The 15,862-nt window shown below is 62.1% G+C and carries 21 protein-coding genes; 15 read left to right on the top strand and 6 right to left on the bottom strand.

Going from position 1 to position 15,862, the window contains the following annotated elements; all coding sequences use genetic code 11:
* Positions 1-8 precede the first annotated feature (8 nt).
* From hslO to RID11_RS13740, 5 genes are all read left to right on the top strand, one after another.
* Positions 9-1,004 (top strand): Hsp33 family molecular chaperone HslO, encoded by a 996-nt coding sequence (gene hslO, locus RID11_RS13720; RefSeq protein ID WP_350140111.1) that lies wholly within the window; start codon positions 9-11, stop codon positions 1,002-1,004.
* Entirely contained in the window at positions 973-1,596 is a 624-nt protein-coding gene (locus tag RID11_RS13725; protein ID WP_350153159.1) for a CoA pyrophosphatase, read from the top strand. Before hslO ends, RID11_RS13725 begins: the two co-directional genes overlap by 32 nt.
* Positions 1,593-2,738 (top strand): CCA tRNA nucleotidyltransferase, encoded by a 1,146-nt coding sequence (locus tag RID11_RS13730; protein WP_350140113.1) that lies wholly within the window; start codon positions 1,593-1,595, stop codon positions 2,736-2,738. Before RID11_RS13725 ends, RID11_RS13730 begins: the two co-directional genes overlap by 4 nt.
* On the top strand, positions 2,735-3,958 hold the full coding sequence (locus RID11_RS13735; RefSeq protein WP_350140115.1) for a class I SAM-dependent RNA methyltransferase: 1,224 nt from the start codon (positions 2,735-2,737) through the stop codon (positions 3,956-3,958). The genes RID11_RS13730 and RID11_RS13735 overlap by 4 nt, the downstream gene beginning before the upstream one ends.
* Positions 3,959-4,041: 83 nt before the next feature.
* Positions 4,042-4,542 carry a L,D-transpeptidase family protein gene (locus tag RID11_RS13740; protein WP_350140117.1) on the top strand — a complete coding sequence of 167 codons (501 nt, stop codon included), beginning with the start codon at positions 4,042-4,044 and terminating at the stop codon, positions 4,540-4,542.
* Here the strand turns inward: RID11_RS13740 and dalA are convergent, their stop codons facing one another.
* The gene (gene dalA / locus RID11_RS13745; RefSeq protein ID WP_350140119.1) at positions 4,543-5,061 is read right to left on the bottom strand and encodes a divisome-associated lipoprotein DalA; all 519 of its coding nucleotides are present in this window, start codon (positions 5,059-5,061) and stop codon (positions 4,543-4,545) included.
* 169 nt (positions 5,062-5,230) lie between these two features.
* Here dalA and RID11_RS13750 point away from each other — a divergent pair, with 169 nt between their 5' ends.
* Together RID11_RS13750 and RID11_RS13755 are read left to right on the top strand one after the other, a co-directional pair.
* Complete coding sequence (locus tag RID11_RS13750) at positions 5,231-5,833, top strand: L,D-transpeptidase (RefSeq protein WP_350140121.1); 603 nt, start codon at positions 5,231-5,233, stop codon at positions 5,831-5,833.
* 144 nt (positions 5,834-5,977) lie between these two features.
* Entirely contained in the window at positions 5,978-6,166 is a 189-nt protein-coding gene (locus RID11_RS13755; RefSeq protein ID WP_350140123.1) for a hypothetical protein, read from the top strand.
* Between the two features lie 76 nt (positions 6,167-6,242).
* Here the strand turns inward: RID11_RS13755 and hemH are convergent, their stop codons facing one another.
* Positions 6,243-7,307 (bottom strand): ferrochelatase, encoded by a 1,065-nt coding sequence (hemH, locus tag RID11_RS13760; RefSeq protein ID WP_350140126.1) that lies wholly within the window; start codon positions 7,305-7,307, stop codon positions 6,243-6,245.
* A gap of 60 nt (positions 7,308-7,367) precedes the next feature.
* Positions 7,368-8,186, bottom strand: a complete 819-nt coding sequence (locus RID11_RS13765; protein WP_350140128.1) for a methyltransferase domain-containing protein — start codon at positions 8,184-8,186, stop codon at positions 7,368-7,370.
* Between the two features lie 15 nt (positions 8,187-8,201).
* On the opposite strand from RID11_RS13765, the gene RID11_RS13770 reads away from it, so the two are divergent.
* From RID11_RS13770 to RID11_RS13785, 4 genes are read left to right on the top strand one after another with little or no spacing between them, the layout of a single operon-like run.
* Entirely contained in the window at positions 8,202-8,933 is a 732-nt protein-coding gene (locus tag RID11_RS13770) for a double zinc ribbon domain-containing protein (RefSeq protein WP_350140130.1), read from the top strand.
* A 30-nt stretch (positions 8,934-8,963) separates the two neighbouring features.
* A complete protein-coding gene (grxC, locus tag RID11_RS13775) occupies positions 8,964-9,221 on the top strand; it encodes a glutaredoxin 3 (protein ID WP_350140132.1) in 258 nt (85 codons plus the stop codon).
* Positions 9,222-9,225: 4 nt separating this feature from the next.
* Positions 9,226-10,056 (top strand): carbon-nitrogen hydrolase family protein, encoded by an 831-nt coding sequence (locus RID11_RS13780; protein ID WP_350140134.1) that lies wholly within the window; start codon positions 9,226-9,228, stop codon positions 10,054-10,056.
* Complete coding sequence (locus tag RID11_RS13785) at positions 10,057-10,497, top strand: MarR family winged helix-turn-helix transcriptional regulator (protein WP_050663809.1); 441 nt, start codon at positions 10,057-10,059, stop codon at positions 10,495-10,497. It begins immediately after the preceding gene.
* Here RID11_RS13785 and ubiG read toward each other — a convergent pair.
* A complete protein-coding gene (ubiG, locus tag RID11_RS13790; protein WP_350140136.1) occupies positions 10,481-11,230 on the bottom strand; it encodes a bifunctional 2-polyprenyl-6-hydroxyphenol methylase/3-demethylubiquinol 3-O-methyltransferase UbiG in 750 nt (249 codons plus the stop codon). The two genes, RID11_RS13785 and ubiG, sit on opposite strands and share 17 nt — an antisense overlap.
* Positions 11,231-11,279: 49 nt before the next feature.
* Between ubiG and pip the strand changes: the two genes are divergently transcribed.
* Positions 11,280-12,254, top strand: coding sequence for a prolyl aminopeptidase (pip, locus tag RID11_RS13795; RefSeq protein WP_350140138.1), 975 nt, complete (start codon positions 11,280-11,282; stop codon positions 12,252-12,254).
* Between the two features lie 46 nt (positions 12,255-12,300).
* The gene (gene zapE, locus RID11_RS13800) at positions 12,301-13,362 is read left to right on the top strand and encodes a cell division protein ZapE (RefSeq protein WP_350140140.1); all 1,062 of its coding nucleotides are present in this window, start codon (positions 12,301-12,303) and stop codon (positions 13,360-13,362) included.
* Here zapE and RID11_RS13805 read toward each other — a convergent pair.
* Positions 13,359-14,288, bottom strand: a complete 930-nt coding sequence (locus RID11_RS13805; protein ID WP_350140157.1) for an ABC transporter ATP-binding protein — start codon at positions 14,286-14,288, stop codon at positions 13,359-13,361. The genes zapE and RID11_RS13805 overlap by 4 nt on opposite strands.
* A 74-nt stretch (positions 14,289-14,362) precedes the next feature.
* Here RID11_RS13805 and RID11_RS13810 point away from each other — a divergent pair, with 74 nt between their 5' ends.
* Complete coding sequence (locus tag RID11_RS13810) at positions 14,363-14,542, top strand: zinc-finger domain-containing protein (RefSeq protein ID WP_350140142.1); 180 nt, start codon at positions 14,363-14,365, stop codon at positions 14,540-14,542.
* A gap of 9 nt (positions 14,543-14,551) precedes the next feature.
* A complete protein-coding gene (locus tag RID11_RS13815) occupies positions 14,552-15,286 on the top strand; it encodes a DsbA family protein (RefSeq protein WP_350140144.1) in 735 nt (244 codons plus the stop codon).
* Between the two features lie 368 nt (positions 15,287-15,654).
* Here the strand turns inward: RID11_RS13815 and RID11_RS13820 are convergent.
* On the bottom strand, positions 15,655-15,862 hold a 208-nt coding region (locus RID11_RS13820), incomplete at its 5' end, for a hypothetical protein (protein WP_350140146.1).

The following is a 15,862-nucleotide window of genomic DNA, read 5'->3' on the forward strand; positions in this document are numbered from 1 at the left end:
GAAACCCCATGACTCTTGGACAGAAAATCGCCTGGGACGATACGATCCTGCCGTTCCAGCTTGACCACGCCGACATCCGGGGCCGCGTGGCGCGGCTCGACGGGGTGCTGGACGGTATCCTGAAACAGCATGATTACCCGCCGCAGGTCGAGGCGCTGATCGCCGAAATGGCGCTTTTGACCGCGCTCATCGGTCAGACAATCAAGCTGCGCTGGAAGCTGTCGCTCCAGGTCCAGACCAAGGGTGCTGTGCGGATGATTGCCACCGATTACTACGGCCCAACTGACGAGGGCGAATCGGCGCGCATGCGCGCTTATGCCAGCTTTGATCCCGACCGTCTCGATGATGGCGCGCCATTCGGGCAGTTGGGTGAGGGATATTTTGCCGTACTGCTCGATCAGGGCCAGGGCACGACACCCTATCAAGGCATCACCCCGATCGCTGGAAATGCGCTGTGCAACTGTGCCGAGGCTTATTTCGCACAATCCGAACAACTGCCCACGCGCTTTGCTCTCAGCTTTGGAAAATCACGTGAGGCCGGTGGGATGGAGCATTGGCGCGCCGGTGGTGTGATGTTGCAACACATGCCCAAGGCCTCGCCCTTTGCCAGTGACGGCGGGTCGGGTGAGGAGGGACTATTGCAGGCACGTGATATCGTCGATGGTGACGATGCCGAGAACTGGAATCGCGCCAACATGCTGCTCGACACTGTCGAAGATCTCGAGCTGATCGGGCCGTCCGTGGCGCCCACGGATCTGCTCGTGCGACTGTTTCACGAAGAGGCCCCGCGCGTTTTCGACCTGCAACCGGTGCGCTTTGGCTGCACCTGTTCCGAAGAGCGCGTGCGCAACAGCCTGTCGATCTATTCGGCCAAGGACATTGAAAAGATGACCACCGATGACGGCATCGTGACCGCTGATTGCCAGTTCTGCGGCGCGCATTACCAGCTTGATCCCGCAACGCTGGGCTTCGATGCGCCAAAGGGGCCCGGTGACGGTGCGTGACCCGCTTGCCCCGATCCTCGCGGCGCTCGGGTCCGGGCGCGCGGGGTCGTCGGATTACGACCTGAACCCCGAGGTACGCCTGCCGCCGGGGCGCAAGCTGCGCGCGGCGGGGGTGCTCGTGCCGGTGCTTTGCGGCGGCGGCGCGCCGCGCGTGATCCTGACCAAGCGGTCCTCCGCGCTCAAGCATCACCCCGGCCAGATCGCCTTTCCCGGCGGCAAACAGGATGCGGGCGATCCCGACATCACCGCCACCGCCCTGCGCGAGGCGCAGGAGGAAATCGGCCTCGATCCGGCGCATGTTGAAACGCTCGGTTTTCTGCCCCGGCACGAGACGGTGACGGGCTTTGACGTGACCCCGGTTCTGGCCCGTATCTCCGCGCCCTTCACGCCCCTGCCAGAGGCTGGAGAGGTTGAAGAAGTGTTCGAGGTACCGCTCGCACATCTGCTGGAGTTAGCCCGGTTCAGGGTCGAAAAACGCCGCTGGCGCGGGGATTGGCGGCGCTATTACGCGGTGCCGTTCGGCCCCTATTACATCTGGGGGGCCACCGCGCGCATCCTGCGCAACATGGCCGAAATGGCGGGGCCGCGATGAAGGTTTCTGGCGACTGGATCACCGCGCCCGCCACGCAGGCGGTCTGCGCCGCGCTGACAAACGCCGGGCATCAGGCGCTCTTCGTCGGCGGCTGCGTGCGCAATGCGCTTTTGGGCGTGCCGGTCGGCGATATCGACATCGCCACCGACGCCCTACCACAAGCGGTGATGCAGCTAGCAACCGATGCCGGGCTGAAACCCGTGCCCACCGGCATCGACCACGGCACCGTCACCGTGGTTTCGGATGGCAAGCCGCATGAGGTGACCACCTTTCGCGAGGATGTGGATACGTTCGGGCGTCACGCGCAGGTGGCCTTTGGCACGGACCTCCATGCCGATGCCCGCCGCCGCGATTTCACCATGAATGCGCTTTACGCCCGCCCCGACGGCACCTTGATCGACCCTCTGGGCGGCATTGACGATCTGACAGCCCGCCGCGTGCGGTTCATTGGCGATGGCGCGACACGGATCGAGGAAGATTACCTGCGCATCCTCCGCTTTTTCCGCTTTCATGCCTGCTATGGTGACGCCGAGGCGGGGCTTGATCCCGACGCGCTCGCCGCCTGCGCGGCCCATCTCGACGGTCTGGCCGGGCTCTCGCGCGAGCGTGTCGGAGCCGAAATGCGCAAACTGCTTGCCGCGCCTGATCCTGCTCCCTCGGTAGCCGCGATGCAGATGACTGGCGTGCTATCGGCGATCCTGCCGAGGGCAGATGCACGGCCGCTCGCGCCGCTCGTCCATCTTGAATCAGAGACGAATACGGCCCCAAACGCCCTGCGCCGACTTGCTGCCCTGGGCGGAGAGGATATCCCCGACCGTCTGCGCCTGTCGCGGGCCGAGGCCAGGCGGCTCACGCTTTTGCTCAACGGCGCGTCCGCCACCCTGCCGTCCGCCGAGATTGGCTATCGTTACGGCGTGACGGATGGCATGGATATACTGCTCCTGCGGGCCGCACTTCTCGATACTCCGCTTGATCCGAAAGCCTCAGACATTCTCAAACGCGGTGCGACGGCCACGTTTCCGGTCAAGCCTGCCGATCTCATGCCGGATTACACCGGTCCCGCCCTTGGCCAAAGGCTGCAAGAGCTGGAGGATCGCTGGATCGCCTCGGGTTTCACGCTAAGCCGTGAGGACCTGCTATGACGACACATCAGATCACACGCCTCGGCCATCAGGGCGACGGAATCGCCGAAGGCCCGATTTTCGTACCGCTCACCCTGCCGGGTGAGGAGATAGCCGGCTCGCCCGATGGCCAGACCCTGCGTGATATTCGCATTGTCACCCCCTCACCCGATCGCGTGACGCCACCATGTCGGCATTTCAAATCCTGCGGAGGCTGTCAGTTGCAGCACGCATCGGAGGATTTCACCGCCCGGTGGAAACGCCAGGTCGTCGAAACCGCGCTCGCCGCGCATGGTATTTCCGCCGAGATAGGGCCTGTTCTAACCTCTCCGCCCGGCTCCCGCCGCCGGGCGACACTGGCCGCAAGGCGCACGAAAAAGGGCGCGATGGCAGGCTTTCACGCGCGCGGCAGCGACACGATCATCGAGATCCCCGATTGCCGCCTGCTGCATCCCGAGTTGATGGCGGCCCTGCCGCTGGCCGAAGATCTTGCGCTGGACGGGACAAGCCGCAAGGCCCCGCTTGCCGTGAGTGTCACGCTCTCACTCGGTGGTCTCGACGTGGCGGTACGCGGGGGCAAGCCGCTGGACGGACCGTTGCGTATCATGCTGGCGGGGCTGGCGCAGAAACATGATGTGGCGCGATTGGCCTGGGATGATGAGGTCATTGTCACCCGCCGCGCGCCGCAACAAGAGTTCGGCCCGGCCCTCGTGACCCCAGCGCCGGGGGCCTTCCTTCAGGCCACCGCAGAGGGCGAAGCCGTTCTTTTGGCTGAAACAGAGACGATCTTGCAGGGCGCGTCCCGCATCGTCGATCTCTTTGCAGGATGCGGCACCTTTGCCCTGCCGCTGGCGCGTCGCGCACCCGTTCATGCGGTTGAAGGTGATCGCGCCATGACCGTGGCGCTCGACGCGGGCTGGCGACACGCCCACGGCCTCAAACCCGTCACCACCGAGGCGCGCGATCTCTTTCGTCGCCCGCTACTACCGGACGAGCTGTCCGGCTTTGACGGCGCGGTGATCGACCCGCCCCGCGCCGGGGCTGAGGCACAGATTGCCGAGATTGCCCGCGCCCGCCTGCCGCGCCTGGCCTATGTGTCCTGTAATCCGGTCACCTTCGCCCGCGACGCTCGGCATTTGCTGTCACGGGGCTACGTAATTGGGCCGGTACGTGTCATAGATCAGTTCCGCTGGTCGGCGCATGTCGAACTGGTTGCCGGGTTCACCCTGACTAACACGTGATTCGTGTCAAAAACTGCTACCCTAGAACAGTTGAACCGTTGTAAGACAACTGCAAAACAACCGGGCAGCAGACGGTGACAGGCATGATATTCACACGGCGTTTTGCATTGCTTGCAGGGGTGGCCGCCCTTGCGGGATGTGCACAGAAATCCAAGTTCCGCAGCTATTATGGCCCTGAGGTGACCCGTGTGGTCGTCAACAAGGGCGAGCGCGAAATGTTTCTTCTGCATCATCGTAAGGTGCTTAAGCGCTACAAGGTCGAATTGGGCTTTGCTCCCGAGGGACACAAGCAATTCGAGGGAGATGGCCGGACGCCCGAGGGCGAATACCTGATTGATCGGCGCAATCCCGACAGCTCGTTTCACCTGTCGCTCGGAATTTCTTACCCCAACGAGGCCGATATTGCTTTCGCCAAAGCGCTTGGAAAATCGCCGGGGGGGGACATCTTTATCCATGGCGAGCCGAACGCGCTCGCGTTCCTCAGCCCGGATTGGACAGCAGGCTGCATCTCGGTCACGAATCGCGAGATGGAAGATGTGTATGCCATGATCCTCAATGGCACGCCGATCACGCTGAACGCGTGATCACGAACCTAGGATCATCGTCCACCAGATTTTGCCGCCCGGTTCCTGTAGCCAGTCAAAGCCCATGCGCGTTGCTTCGGGGTTGAGGATCACACGTCGTGTGGTCTCTTCCTGCATCCAGGCGGCGAGGGTTTCGAGTTCCGTCTCGTAGGTCTCGGATATCGTCTCGCCCACCAACTCGCCCTCGTATCCGACCCGACGGATGCGATCCACCGGCGACGACCCGTCAGAGCCGAAATGCCACGGCCGGTTCTGCACCGACATGTCGCGCGAATGGGTGGCGGCGGCTGCGGTCAGCTTTTCGTCGAGGGTAAGCGGCCCGGCCCCGGCGGCCTGACGCAGAGAGTTCACCGAGTCTAGCATGCGGAATCTGATCTCGCGTTCCTGACCGGCGCGAATGGGATAGACCCGCGGCAGCGGTTTGCCATCCGCTCCAATCTGCGGTGATGGCGGTGGTGGTGCGGCACAGGCCGACAATGCCAACAAAGCCGACAGACAAAGGATCAAGAGACGCGCCATGATGTCAAACCACTCTTTTTTGTTCTACAGTTCGCTTTAGCCCGCCTTGCGATGCAGTTCAAACCCACATCGGCGGAACCGTGCGGCCCGAAGGTGGTTTGAATTGCGACTGCGGCCTTTACGCCATATATTGAAGTCTGATGAGATAGGTATGAGTGGAGACCCAAAGATGACCTCTGATGTCCGGGACACGTGGAACCGTCGCGCCTTTCTGGCCGGAAGCTGCGCGATGATCGGCGCGCCTGCGATCGCTCAGGGAGTAGATGGCCCCGATACCGTCGAGAATGAACGCGACGTCACCACCACTGTGCGCCGCAATATCTCGGCCTTCCGCACGCTGGATTGGCAGCCCTATTTTTCAAACCTGCGCAACGGGGCGATCCTCGTCGATATCGATTCCCGAGCGGTGCATTTCTGGAGCGAAGACCAGAGTGTTTACAAACTCTACCCGTCCTCCGTGCCTTTGACCGAGGATCTGACGCGCCGTGGTCGCACTTCTGTGGTGCGAAAGGTCGAAGGTCCAAGCTGGCGTCCGACCCCATCTATGCTCAAGCGCAACCCCGAATGGCCGCCCTATGTCGGTCCTGGCCCGGATAACCCGCTCGGGACTCACGCGCTTTATCTCAGCTGGACCTATTACCGCATTCACGGCACGCATGACACGCGCAAGATCGGGAGGCGCTCGTCAAACGGGTGCGTCGGACTCTATAACGAACATATCGCGCAACTCTTCGCGTTGACCAAAGTCGGCACTCAAGTGTTGCTTATTTGACGAAAAAGCGACCGGATATGCCGCCGAAGGCTCAAGATACGTTTGCATTCCTGACATTTTGCTGCTTAGAAAACTTTACGAGGTAAGTCTTGGGTGCCTGTTGCTGCGCTGTTGCAGCGTCACACCTGTATCTGGAGGATAATTATGAAGAAACTCGTTCTCGCGGCCGCTTTGTCTGCTGCTGCTTCGACCGGTTTTGCCGGCAACCTGTCCGAGCCCGTGATTGAGGCTCCGGTCATCGTTGAAGAAACCAACGCAAGCTCGTCGGCAGCCGCCGTCTGGGTTCCGCTGGTTATTCTGGCGATCGTCGCTGCTGCAGTTGCCGCAGACTGATCGAATTACCGATCCAAAGAGAAAAGGCAGCGGGTTCCGCTGCCTTTTTTCGTTACTCGTCTCGATTTAAGGTGCCTCAGTCCAGCCAACCCATGAGGTTACTCTCCACGATGGATGACAACGCCCTGATATGCGCGTCATCGTCATTGAGGCAGGGAATATAGGTGAATTCCTCGCCGCCTGCCTCTTCGAAACTTTCGCGGATTTCCTCGTTGATCTCTTCCAGCGTCTCGATGCAGTCGGCAGAAAAGGCCGGGGCCATCACGGCGATGCGTTTCTTGCCGTCCTCGCGCGCCAGCCGCGCCACTTCGTCGACCGTATAGGGCTTTAGCCACTCCTCGGGGCCGAACACCGACTGGAACGTGGTGGTGATCTCGGTATCCTCCCAGCCAAGCCTTTCCTTGAGCAGCCGCGTCGTTTTCTGGCAGTGACAATGATAGGGGTCGCCCTGCATAAGGTAGCGTTTGGGCATGCCGTGATATGACACGACAAGAATCTCGGGCCGCTTTTCGATCTGCGAATAGGCGCGCTCGACCGATTCGGCGAGCGCCTCGATATAGAGCGGATTCTCGAAATAGGGCTCCACCACGCGGGCGATCGGCTGCCATGTCTCGTCCATCAGCGCGCGAAAGAACTGGTCGTTTGCGGTGGCCGAGGTGGCCCCCGCGTAATGCGGATAAAGCGGAAAGAACAGGATGCGCGTGCACCCCGCCTCGACCATCGCCCGGACCTTGGACTTGGTCGAGGGGTTGCCATAGCGCATGCAGAAATCGACCATCACCTGATCGTCGTAGCGCTCTTCCATCGCCTTGGCCATCTTCGCGGTCTGGTCGCGGGTGATGGTCATCAGCGGGCTCTCGCCCTTGTCCTCGTTCCAGATGGATTTATACGCCTCGCCGCTCGTAAAGGGCCGCTTGGTCAGGATGATAAGCTGCAATAGCGGTTGCCATTTCCAAGGGCTGTAGTCGATCACCCGCCGGTCCGACAGGAACTCGTTAAGATAGCGGCGCATCGGCCAATAGCTGTAATGATCGGGCGTCCCGAGATTGGCCAGCAGCACGCCGGTCTTGGCCTTCGGCACCTTGGGGTGATCGGCAGGGGCATGGGCGGGGCGTGCGGCATCACGGCTGGCATCGAGCATGGCTTTGGTCAATCCTGTCAGTCTCGGGTCAGGGGTGACATATAGGTTCGCAGCCCAAGGTCAATCTTTCAGCGGTTTTTCCTCTGCACCGAGTGCGTCCGCCAGCCGTGCCTTGGCCGATCCGGGGCGCAAGGGTTGTGGCTGGCTTTCGTCAGGCGACCAGCCTGTCAGGAAAATCATCTCGAACGTCGCGGGAATGCGGCCTGCGCCCGTCCCGAATTCACGCGCGTATATGTCGCAGGCCCGGTTCAGGACCGCGCGCCGCATCATCCGTCTGGGCCTGGTGCTCATCGCATTGGTCTCGCCCATGGCGCGCAGGTCGCGCATCAGGTGCCAGGGATCGCGATACTCGACGCTAAGCGGCAGCCGGTCGGCGACCGGCAGGGTATAGCCCGCCCGCTGCAACAGTGCGCCGAGATCGCGGATTTCCCCCATCGGCAGGATACGCGGCGAGAGGCCCCCGGTCACATCCGCCTCGGCCTGCGCCAAGGCCGCGCGCAACTCCTGCAAACTGCCGCCCCCCAACAGCGCCCCCAGCATCAGCCCATCAGGCCGCAACGCGCGCCGCATCTGAATGAGCTGGCCCACCGGGTCGCTTGCCCAATGCAGGCACATGGCATGGATCACCAGATCATGCGCGCCCGGCTCCAGCGCCAGCGTGTCATCATCCGCGACCACCCGCGCCTCCGGCAGGCGCGCCTGCCAGAATTCGGGAAAACCCGTCACCACGGCGGGCGCGGTAAAGGATTTGTTAACCACCGCCAGACGATCCTCTAGCTCATCCGCCGCCACCTCGTGGAGGAACAGCGCCGGGGCCCGCGCCGCGCGCAGGCGGTTGCGGATCAGGGCAGGACGGTCGGTGAGCGGTGTCTGGGTCATAGGCAGGAGACTAGGGTGCACAGAGCGGCATTTCAAACAGCGGTCCGATTGATCTATCCGTCGCGTTGTACGCTTTGCGGCGTGACTGTCGATAGCGATTTCGGCCTGTGCGGCCCGTGTTGGCGGGATACGCCGTTCATTTCCGGGCTGGTCTGCGATGCCTGCGGTGTGCCGCTGCCCGGCGAGGCGGGCGCGCAGGCCGAGTTCTGCGATGAGTGTCTCACCCATGCCCGGCCCTGGTCACGTGGGCGCGCGGCGCTGCTCTATCAAGAGAATGGCCGCCGCCTCGTGCTCGCGCTCAAGCATGGCGACCGGCATGATGTCATCCGCCCGGCGGCGAAATGGCTTGCGCGCGCCGCCGCGCCGCTCTTGCAGCCCGACACCCTGCTTGCGCCGGTGCCGCTGCACTGGACGCGCATGCTCCGGCGTCGCTACAACCAATCCGCCCTGCTGGTGCAGGCGCTTGCGCGTGAGACCGGCCAGCCGCACTGCCTCGATCTGTTGCATCGCAGCAAGCGGACGCAATCGCTCAATGGCCTCGACCGCGCTGCGCGTCACGCCATGCTGAGCGATGCAATCCGCGTCAACCCGGCCCGCCGCACGTTGATCGTGGATCGCCCGGTGCTCATCGTCGATGACGTGATGACCTCGGGTGCCACGCTCTCGGCCGCAGCACAGGCCGCTTTCGCGGCTGGCGCGCAGGATGTGTGCATTCTGACACTGGCGCGTGTCGCCAAGGATGCTTAGGTTCCCGTCAAACAAAACGGAACGCGCACCATGCAACCAGTCGAAGTCTACTCCTCGCCGCTCTGCGGCTTTTGCCACGCGGCCAAACGCCTGCTGAAACAGAAGGGCATCAACTTCTCCGAGATCAACGTTCTGGCGCAGCCCAAGCGCAAGGCCGAGATGATGCAACGCGCCAACGGTCGCCATACCGTGCCGCAGATCTTCATCGGAGAAACTCATGTCGGCGGCTGCGACGAGCTTTATGCGCTGGAACGCGCGGGCAAGCTCGATCCGATGCTACAGGGCTGATCCGATGCGCGCGGCCCTCCTGCAACTGACCAGCAGCGACCAGCCAGAGGACAACCTGGCCACGGTCCGCGCAATGATGGAGGAGGCCGTGTCGCAAGGTGCGGAGTTTATCCTCACGCCCGAGGTCACGAATTGCGTCTCGACCAGCCGCAGCCACCAGAATGAGGTGCTGCATCCCGAGGAAACAGACCCTGTTCTGGCCGGATTGAGGGCCGAGGCCGCCCGGCACGGTGTCTGGCTGCTGATCGGCTCGCTCGCACTCAAGACCGATGATCCCGACGGGCGCTTTGCCAATCGCTCTTTCCTGATTGACCCGCAGGGCGACGTTCAGGCGCGCTATGACAAGATCCACATGTTCGACGTTTATGTGACGCCCGAGGAAACCTATCGTGAATCCGATGGCTTTCGGCCCGGCGCGCGCGCGGTGCTGGCAGAAACTCCGTGGGGCAAGCTCGGCCTGACGATCTGCTACGACATCCGCTTTCCCGCCCTGCATCGCCGCCTCGCCCATGCCGGGGCCGAAATCCTGACCGTGCCCGCCGCCTTTTCCCCCGTGACCGGTGCCGCGCATTGGGAAACCTTGCTGCGCGCCCGCGCCATCGAGACCGGCTGTTTCGTGCTGGCCCCCGCACAAACCGGCACCCATACCGCCACAAGGGGACGGACCCGCACAACGCATGGGCACAGCATGGCAATCGCGCCCTGGGGCGAGGTTCTGGCCGATGGCGGCACCGATCACGGGATCGTGATGGTTGATCTTGACCCCTCGGAGGTGGCACAAGCACGCAGGCGCGTGCCTTCGCTGCGCCATGACCGCGTGTTTGATGGCCCCTGAATGGACGAGACAACCAGTAATTCCCTTGCGGTGGCGCTCTTTAGCGAGATCCTCACCAATGAGCAGCTGATCCGCAACCGGCTGAGCCGTGTGCTGCCGAAGGGTATGGAAATCTCGCATTTCTCGGTTTTGAACCATCTCGCCCGGATCGGCGATGAACGCAGCCCGGCGCAACTGGCCAAGAGCTTTCACGTCACACGCGGCGCGATGACCAACACACTGTCGAAACTGGAATGGGCCGGCTACGTTCATATCCGCCCCGATTGGGACGATGCGCGGCGCAAGATGGTCGCGATCAGCCCCTCTGGCCGTCAGGCGCGCGATGCGGCGATGGCGGCGATTACCCCGATGGTTTCGGACCTCATTCGCGATCTGGGCGAGGACCGTGTGCGCGCCAGCCTGCCGGTGCTGCGCGAATTGCGCATCAGGCTGGAGATTTGACGCTCGCCGTCACGTAATTCACGCTCAAATCCCGATCCGACAGGCGCCATTGCCATGTCACCGGGTTAAACACGAAGCCCTTGCGATCCACCGGCGTCAGCCCAGCCTGCGAAATCACGCCGTATAGCTCGTCCGGGGTGATGAATTTCGACCATTCATGCGTGCCCTTGGGCAGCCAGCGCATCACGTATTCCGCGCCGACGATGGCCATGGCGAAACTCTTGGGGTTGCGGTTGATCGTCGAGCAGACCATCAGCCCGCCGGGCTTCAGCAACTGCTGACAGGCCGTCAGATAGGCCAGCGGGTCGGCCACATGCTCGACCACTTCCATGTTGAGCACCACGTCAAACTGTTCGCCCTCTGCGGCCATATCCTCGGCCGTGGTGTGGCGATAGTCGATCTCCAGCCCCGATTGCTCGGCATGCACCTGCGCCACCGGGATGTTGCGCGGGGCGGCATCGGCGCCCACGACATCGGCCCCAAGCCGCGCCATAGGCTCGCTTAGCAATCCGCCGCCACAGCCGATATCGAGAATGCGCAAACCCTCGAACGGCGCATTCACCTGAAGGTCACGATCGAATTCCGCCGCAATCTGCGACGTGATATAATCCAGCCTGCAAGGATTTAGCATATGAAGCGGCTTGAATTTGCCGTTCGGATCCCACCATTCGGCGGCCATCGCTTCGAATTTCGCGACCTCGGCGGCATCTATGGTGCTCTGCGCGGCTTGCATTCCGGTCTCCCTATGGCTCAATTGGTAACGTGCGATATATAGGACATTCATGGATAAAGTCTCGGGCCATAAAAGCGCAGTACAATATCTCTTTCCCCCGGTCGAACCCTTCGACCGGCAGATGCTTGATGTGGGCGACGGTCACACGATCTATGTGGAGCAGTCGGGCCGGGCCGATGGCCTGCCGGTCGTTGTCTTGCACGGCGGGCCGGGCGGCGGATGCAGCCCGGCGATGCGGCGGTATTTCGATCCCGAGATCTACCGAATCATCCTCTTCGATCAGCGCGGCTGTGGTCGTTCGCGCCCGCATGCCAGCGTCGAGGCCAATACCACATGGCATCTGGTGCGCGATATCGAGCAGATTCGCGAAACCCTCGGCATCGACCGCTGGATCGTCTTCGGCGGCAGTTGGGGTGCCACGCTGGCACTGATCTATGGCCAGACCCATCCCGACCGCGCGCTGCATCTGGTGCTGCGCGGCGTGTTTACCATGACAGAAGGCGAGCTCGACTGGTTCTATGGCGGCGGCGCCGGGGCGTTCTGGCCGGAAACCTGGGTGCGTTTCGTGGCGCTCATCCCCGAGGAGGAACGCCACGACCTGATCGCCGCCTATCACAAGCGGCTTTTCTCCGGCGATCTGGCGCAAGAGATCACCCATGCCAAGGCGTGGTCGGCCTGGGAAAACGCGCTTGCCACGGTGCAATCCACCGGTGTCGGCGGCGACAGCCCGGCGGATTACGCCCGCGCCTTCGCCCGGCTTGAAAACCACTATTTCACGCATCGCGGCTTTCTCGAGGAAGACGGGCATATCCTTGCGCGCATGGACCGGCTGCGCGACGTGCCCGGCACCATCGTGCAGGGCCGCTATGACATGATCTGCCCGCCGATCACTGCGCATAAGGTGGCCGCGCTCTGGCCGAAATGCGATTTGCGGATGATCCCGGTCGCCGGTCACGCGCTGTCAGAGCCGGGAATCAGCGCCGATCTGGTGGGTGTCATGCAGAAACTCGCCCGCCGCGCCTGAGCATTCGCGCTTTTCCCGCGCCCCGCATCGCGATATTCCGAAGGGTATGGAAACGCTGCCCCAACTCTATGACCGCCTGGTGTCAGAGGGTGAATTGACCCGCGACGACGCGCAGGAGGCGGTCTTGCCGGAATTCGAGCGCATTCGCGCCACCCTCGCCGATGCGCCGCGCAAGGGCTGGTTCCGCCGCGCGCCAGAGCCGCCCAAGGGCCTCTATATCTGGGGCGGGGTCGGGCGCGGCAAATCCATGCTGATGGACATGTTCGTCCAGACCCTCGACGTGCCCAGCAGGCGTGTGCATTTCCACGCCTTCATGCAGGAAATCCATGCCGGGCTGCACGCCGCGCGCGCCCGCAACGAGGCCGACGCGCTTGCCCCGGTTGCCGCTGACGTGGCAAATTCCGTGCGGCTGCTAGCCTTCGACGAAATGCAGATCACCGACATCACCGACGCGATGATCGTGGGGCGGTTGTTCGAGGCGCTTTTCGCGGCCGGGGTGGTGGTGGTCACCACGTCAAACCGGGTGCCGGATGATCTCTACAAGAACGGGCTTAATCGACAGTTGTTCATGCCCTTCATCGCGCTGGTCAAGGAGCGCATGGTCGTTCATGAAATGGTCGGCCCCACCGATTACAGGCAAGACCGTCTTGCCGGAAGCCAAACCTATTTCTCGCCTCTCAATTCAGAGAATCGCGCCGAGATAGAGACGATATGGCAGGATCTGACTGGTGGTCAGGGCAGCCCGCATGACATCATTGTCAACAAGCGTGCGGTTGAAATTCCGGCCTTTCACAACGGGGTCGCACGGGCCACCTTCTACGACCTCTGCGGGCGCCCCCTTGGCCCCGCCGACTACCTTGCCTTGGCCGAGGCATCGCGCGTGCTGATTCTGGAAAACATCCCGCAACTGGGCCGAAGCAATTTCAACGAGGCCAAGCGCTTCGTCACCCTGATCGACGCGCTTTACGAGGCGCATGTGCGCCTCATCTGCTCGGCAGCGGCAGAACCGGAATACCTCTACCTCGAGGGCGAGGGCTCATTCGAATTCGAACGCACCGCCAGCCGCCTGCGCGAAATGCAATCCGATGGCTGGGGTGAAGACGCCTAGCGGCTGCGTGTCAGATCCAGGAACACATCCTGCAAATCCGCCTGCTCGGTCTTGACGTCACGGATCGAGATCCCGGCGTTGTGCACAGCGGCCAGCACCGCCTCTGCAGGGGTCTCGGCAGAATGATAGGTGATTTCCAACGAACCGCCGTCGCGTCGCGACACGGTCAAGCCCGGTGCCTCGGGCAAGGTCTGTACCGGTCCGTCAGGTTGAATGATCATCGTCTTCGCATCAAGCCGCCCCAACAGGTTTGCGGTCGAATCCCGCGCCACCACCTCGCCCAGGTTGATGATCGCGATCTCGTCGCACATCTCCTCGGCCTCTTCGAGGTAATGCGTGGTCAGGATGATCGTCATCCCCTCTCGGTTGAGCTTTCGCACGTTTTCCCACAGCATCTGTCGCAACTCGATATCGACGCCGGCCGTCGGCTCGTCCAGCACCAGAATATGCGGATGATGAACCAGCGCCTTGCCTAGCAAGAGCCGCCGTCGCATGCCGCCCGAAAGGGTGCGTGCATAGGCCTCGGCCTTGTCCTCCAGCCCGATCAGCCGCAGGATCTCGTCAGTGCGGCGCTGCGCACGCGGCACGCCGTATAACCCGGCCTGCACCTCCAGCGCGCCGCGCGGAGTGAAGAACGGGTCGAGATTTAGTTCTTGCGGCATCACCCCGATCGAGGCACGGCTCTGACGCGGGTTGCGATCCTGATCAAAGCCCCAGATCGTTACCTGACCGGCGGTTTTAACGACCAGCCCGGCCAGAATGTTGATCAGTGTCGATTTCCCCGCCCCGTTCGGGCCCAGAAGACCAAAGACCGATCCTTGTGGAATATCCAGATCGACCCCCGTAAGGGCCTGTTTCGCAGGGCTCTTGCCCTGACCGTCGTAGGTTTTGGTCAGTCCCCGGATTTCGATGGCATTTGCCGCCATGCTGCTCTTGCCCCTCGGCTTGGCTTCACTCATATTCGCACCTAGTGGAAAGCACGGCAAAAGGAAACGCCCCCATGGTAACCCAGGCCCCGGAAACCCGTATCGTGGACAGCTACCGAGTCGCCTGCGATGGGGGTGAAGGCGCATTGGGTCATCCCCGCGTCTGGTTGAAAATCTCACCCGAGACGGGCTATGTCGAATGCCCCTATTGCGACGCCAAGCTCATTCATCGCGATTTCGAGGGCAAGGTCTGAGGGCCTGTCATGCTGGGCCGCCGCACGGCCCTTGTGATGGCTGCGGCGGGTGGTGCAGGGGCGTTTTTCGCCCTGCCACGTATGGCCGAGTTTTTTGCACCAACGCTGACTTTCGAGCCACTACCCGGAATTGACGGATTCCGTCAGTTGGCCGGCGGTGCGGTCTCCAGGGGCAATCCGGCATTGGTGGGGATTGATCAGGCTGATGCACGGCTGTCCGACAGGTCAGTTTGCGCGCATCTCTTCGCGGCACCGAAACCGGCTAATCATGTGCCGATCGCTTATTTCTCGGATGCGCGCTGTGTCTACTGCCGGGTGCTGTCGCCGCTCCTCCATGAACTGGAAGCCAGCGAACCGATCACCGTCACATGGCACGAGTTGCCTTTGCTTGGTCCCGCGTCACGCCGCGCTGCCGAGGCCGCCTTGGCGGCCAAACGTCAGGGCGCTTACACATTCTTTCATGACCGATTGATGGGCACGCCATTTCTGCCGAATACGGCCTATATCAGGCAAATTGCCTTGGACGCGGGCATTGATGTCGAGCAGTTGCTAATGGACATGCAGGGTGCCGACGTCGCTGATACCATCGCGAGAACGGCCGGCCTCGCTCGCAGGTTTGGATTTTATGGCACTCCGGCGCTCGTCGTGGGCAGAACGGCGGTGCTTGGCAGTATCGACGGGCGAAAACTGCGCCGATTGATCGGAATTGAGGCGAAAATGACCGATCCTGCTCCCTGTTCCTGAGCCTTACGATATGCGCCAGATACAAAAACTGAATCAATCAAAACAATTCAGAGCCCAGATCTCGCAGCTAAAGTCAGATCATTGCAAAATCGTTGAATTGTTGCCGTGACACGATAATCGGCCTGTCCTTGCGCGGTGTGCGAGGTTGTTCGTCTTCCGTGTGTTCTGTCTTGGGAGGGTCTTCGCTTTTACGTGGCATCTGTCTTCTCCGTTTTGAAGCAGACCGGCCGAAACGCGCCGACCGGCGCTGCGGGTTGGTTTCGTGCAGAGCGGCCAGCCTGAATTGGAACTAGGATTGGACGGTCATAAAAATGGACTGGCCGCTCTACACGACCAACGTGCCAAAAGGTTTAGCCTTGATCTATGGGTCAATTGGAAAAACTTTGTCTCGAATTTGGACAAAGTGCGGCCAAACTGTGGCGAAGCGCCCTCTGCCATGAAGCCGCTGGCACCTTGGGCGGCTTCGTGGCAAACAAGCCCGGCAGGGTCAAGTGAGGGGGCGCGACATGAGCACCGGATTCGGAAAAGGCTGTCATCTTCATCTGATCGACGGCTCGGCCTTCATCTTTCGCGCCT

Source organism: Roseovarius sp., from assembly GCF_040219995.1.
Classification (GTDB): Bacteria; Pseudomonadota; Alphaproteobacteria; order Rhodobacterales; family Rhodobacteraceae; genus Roseovarius.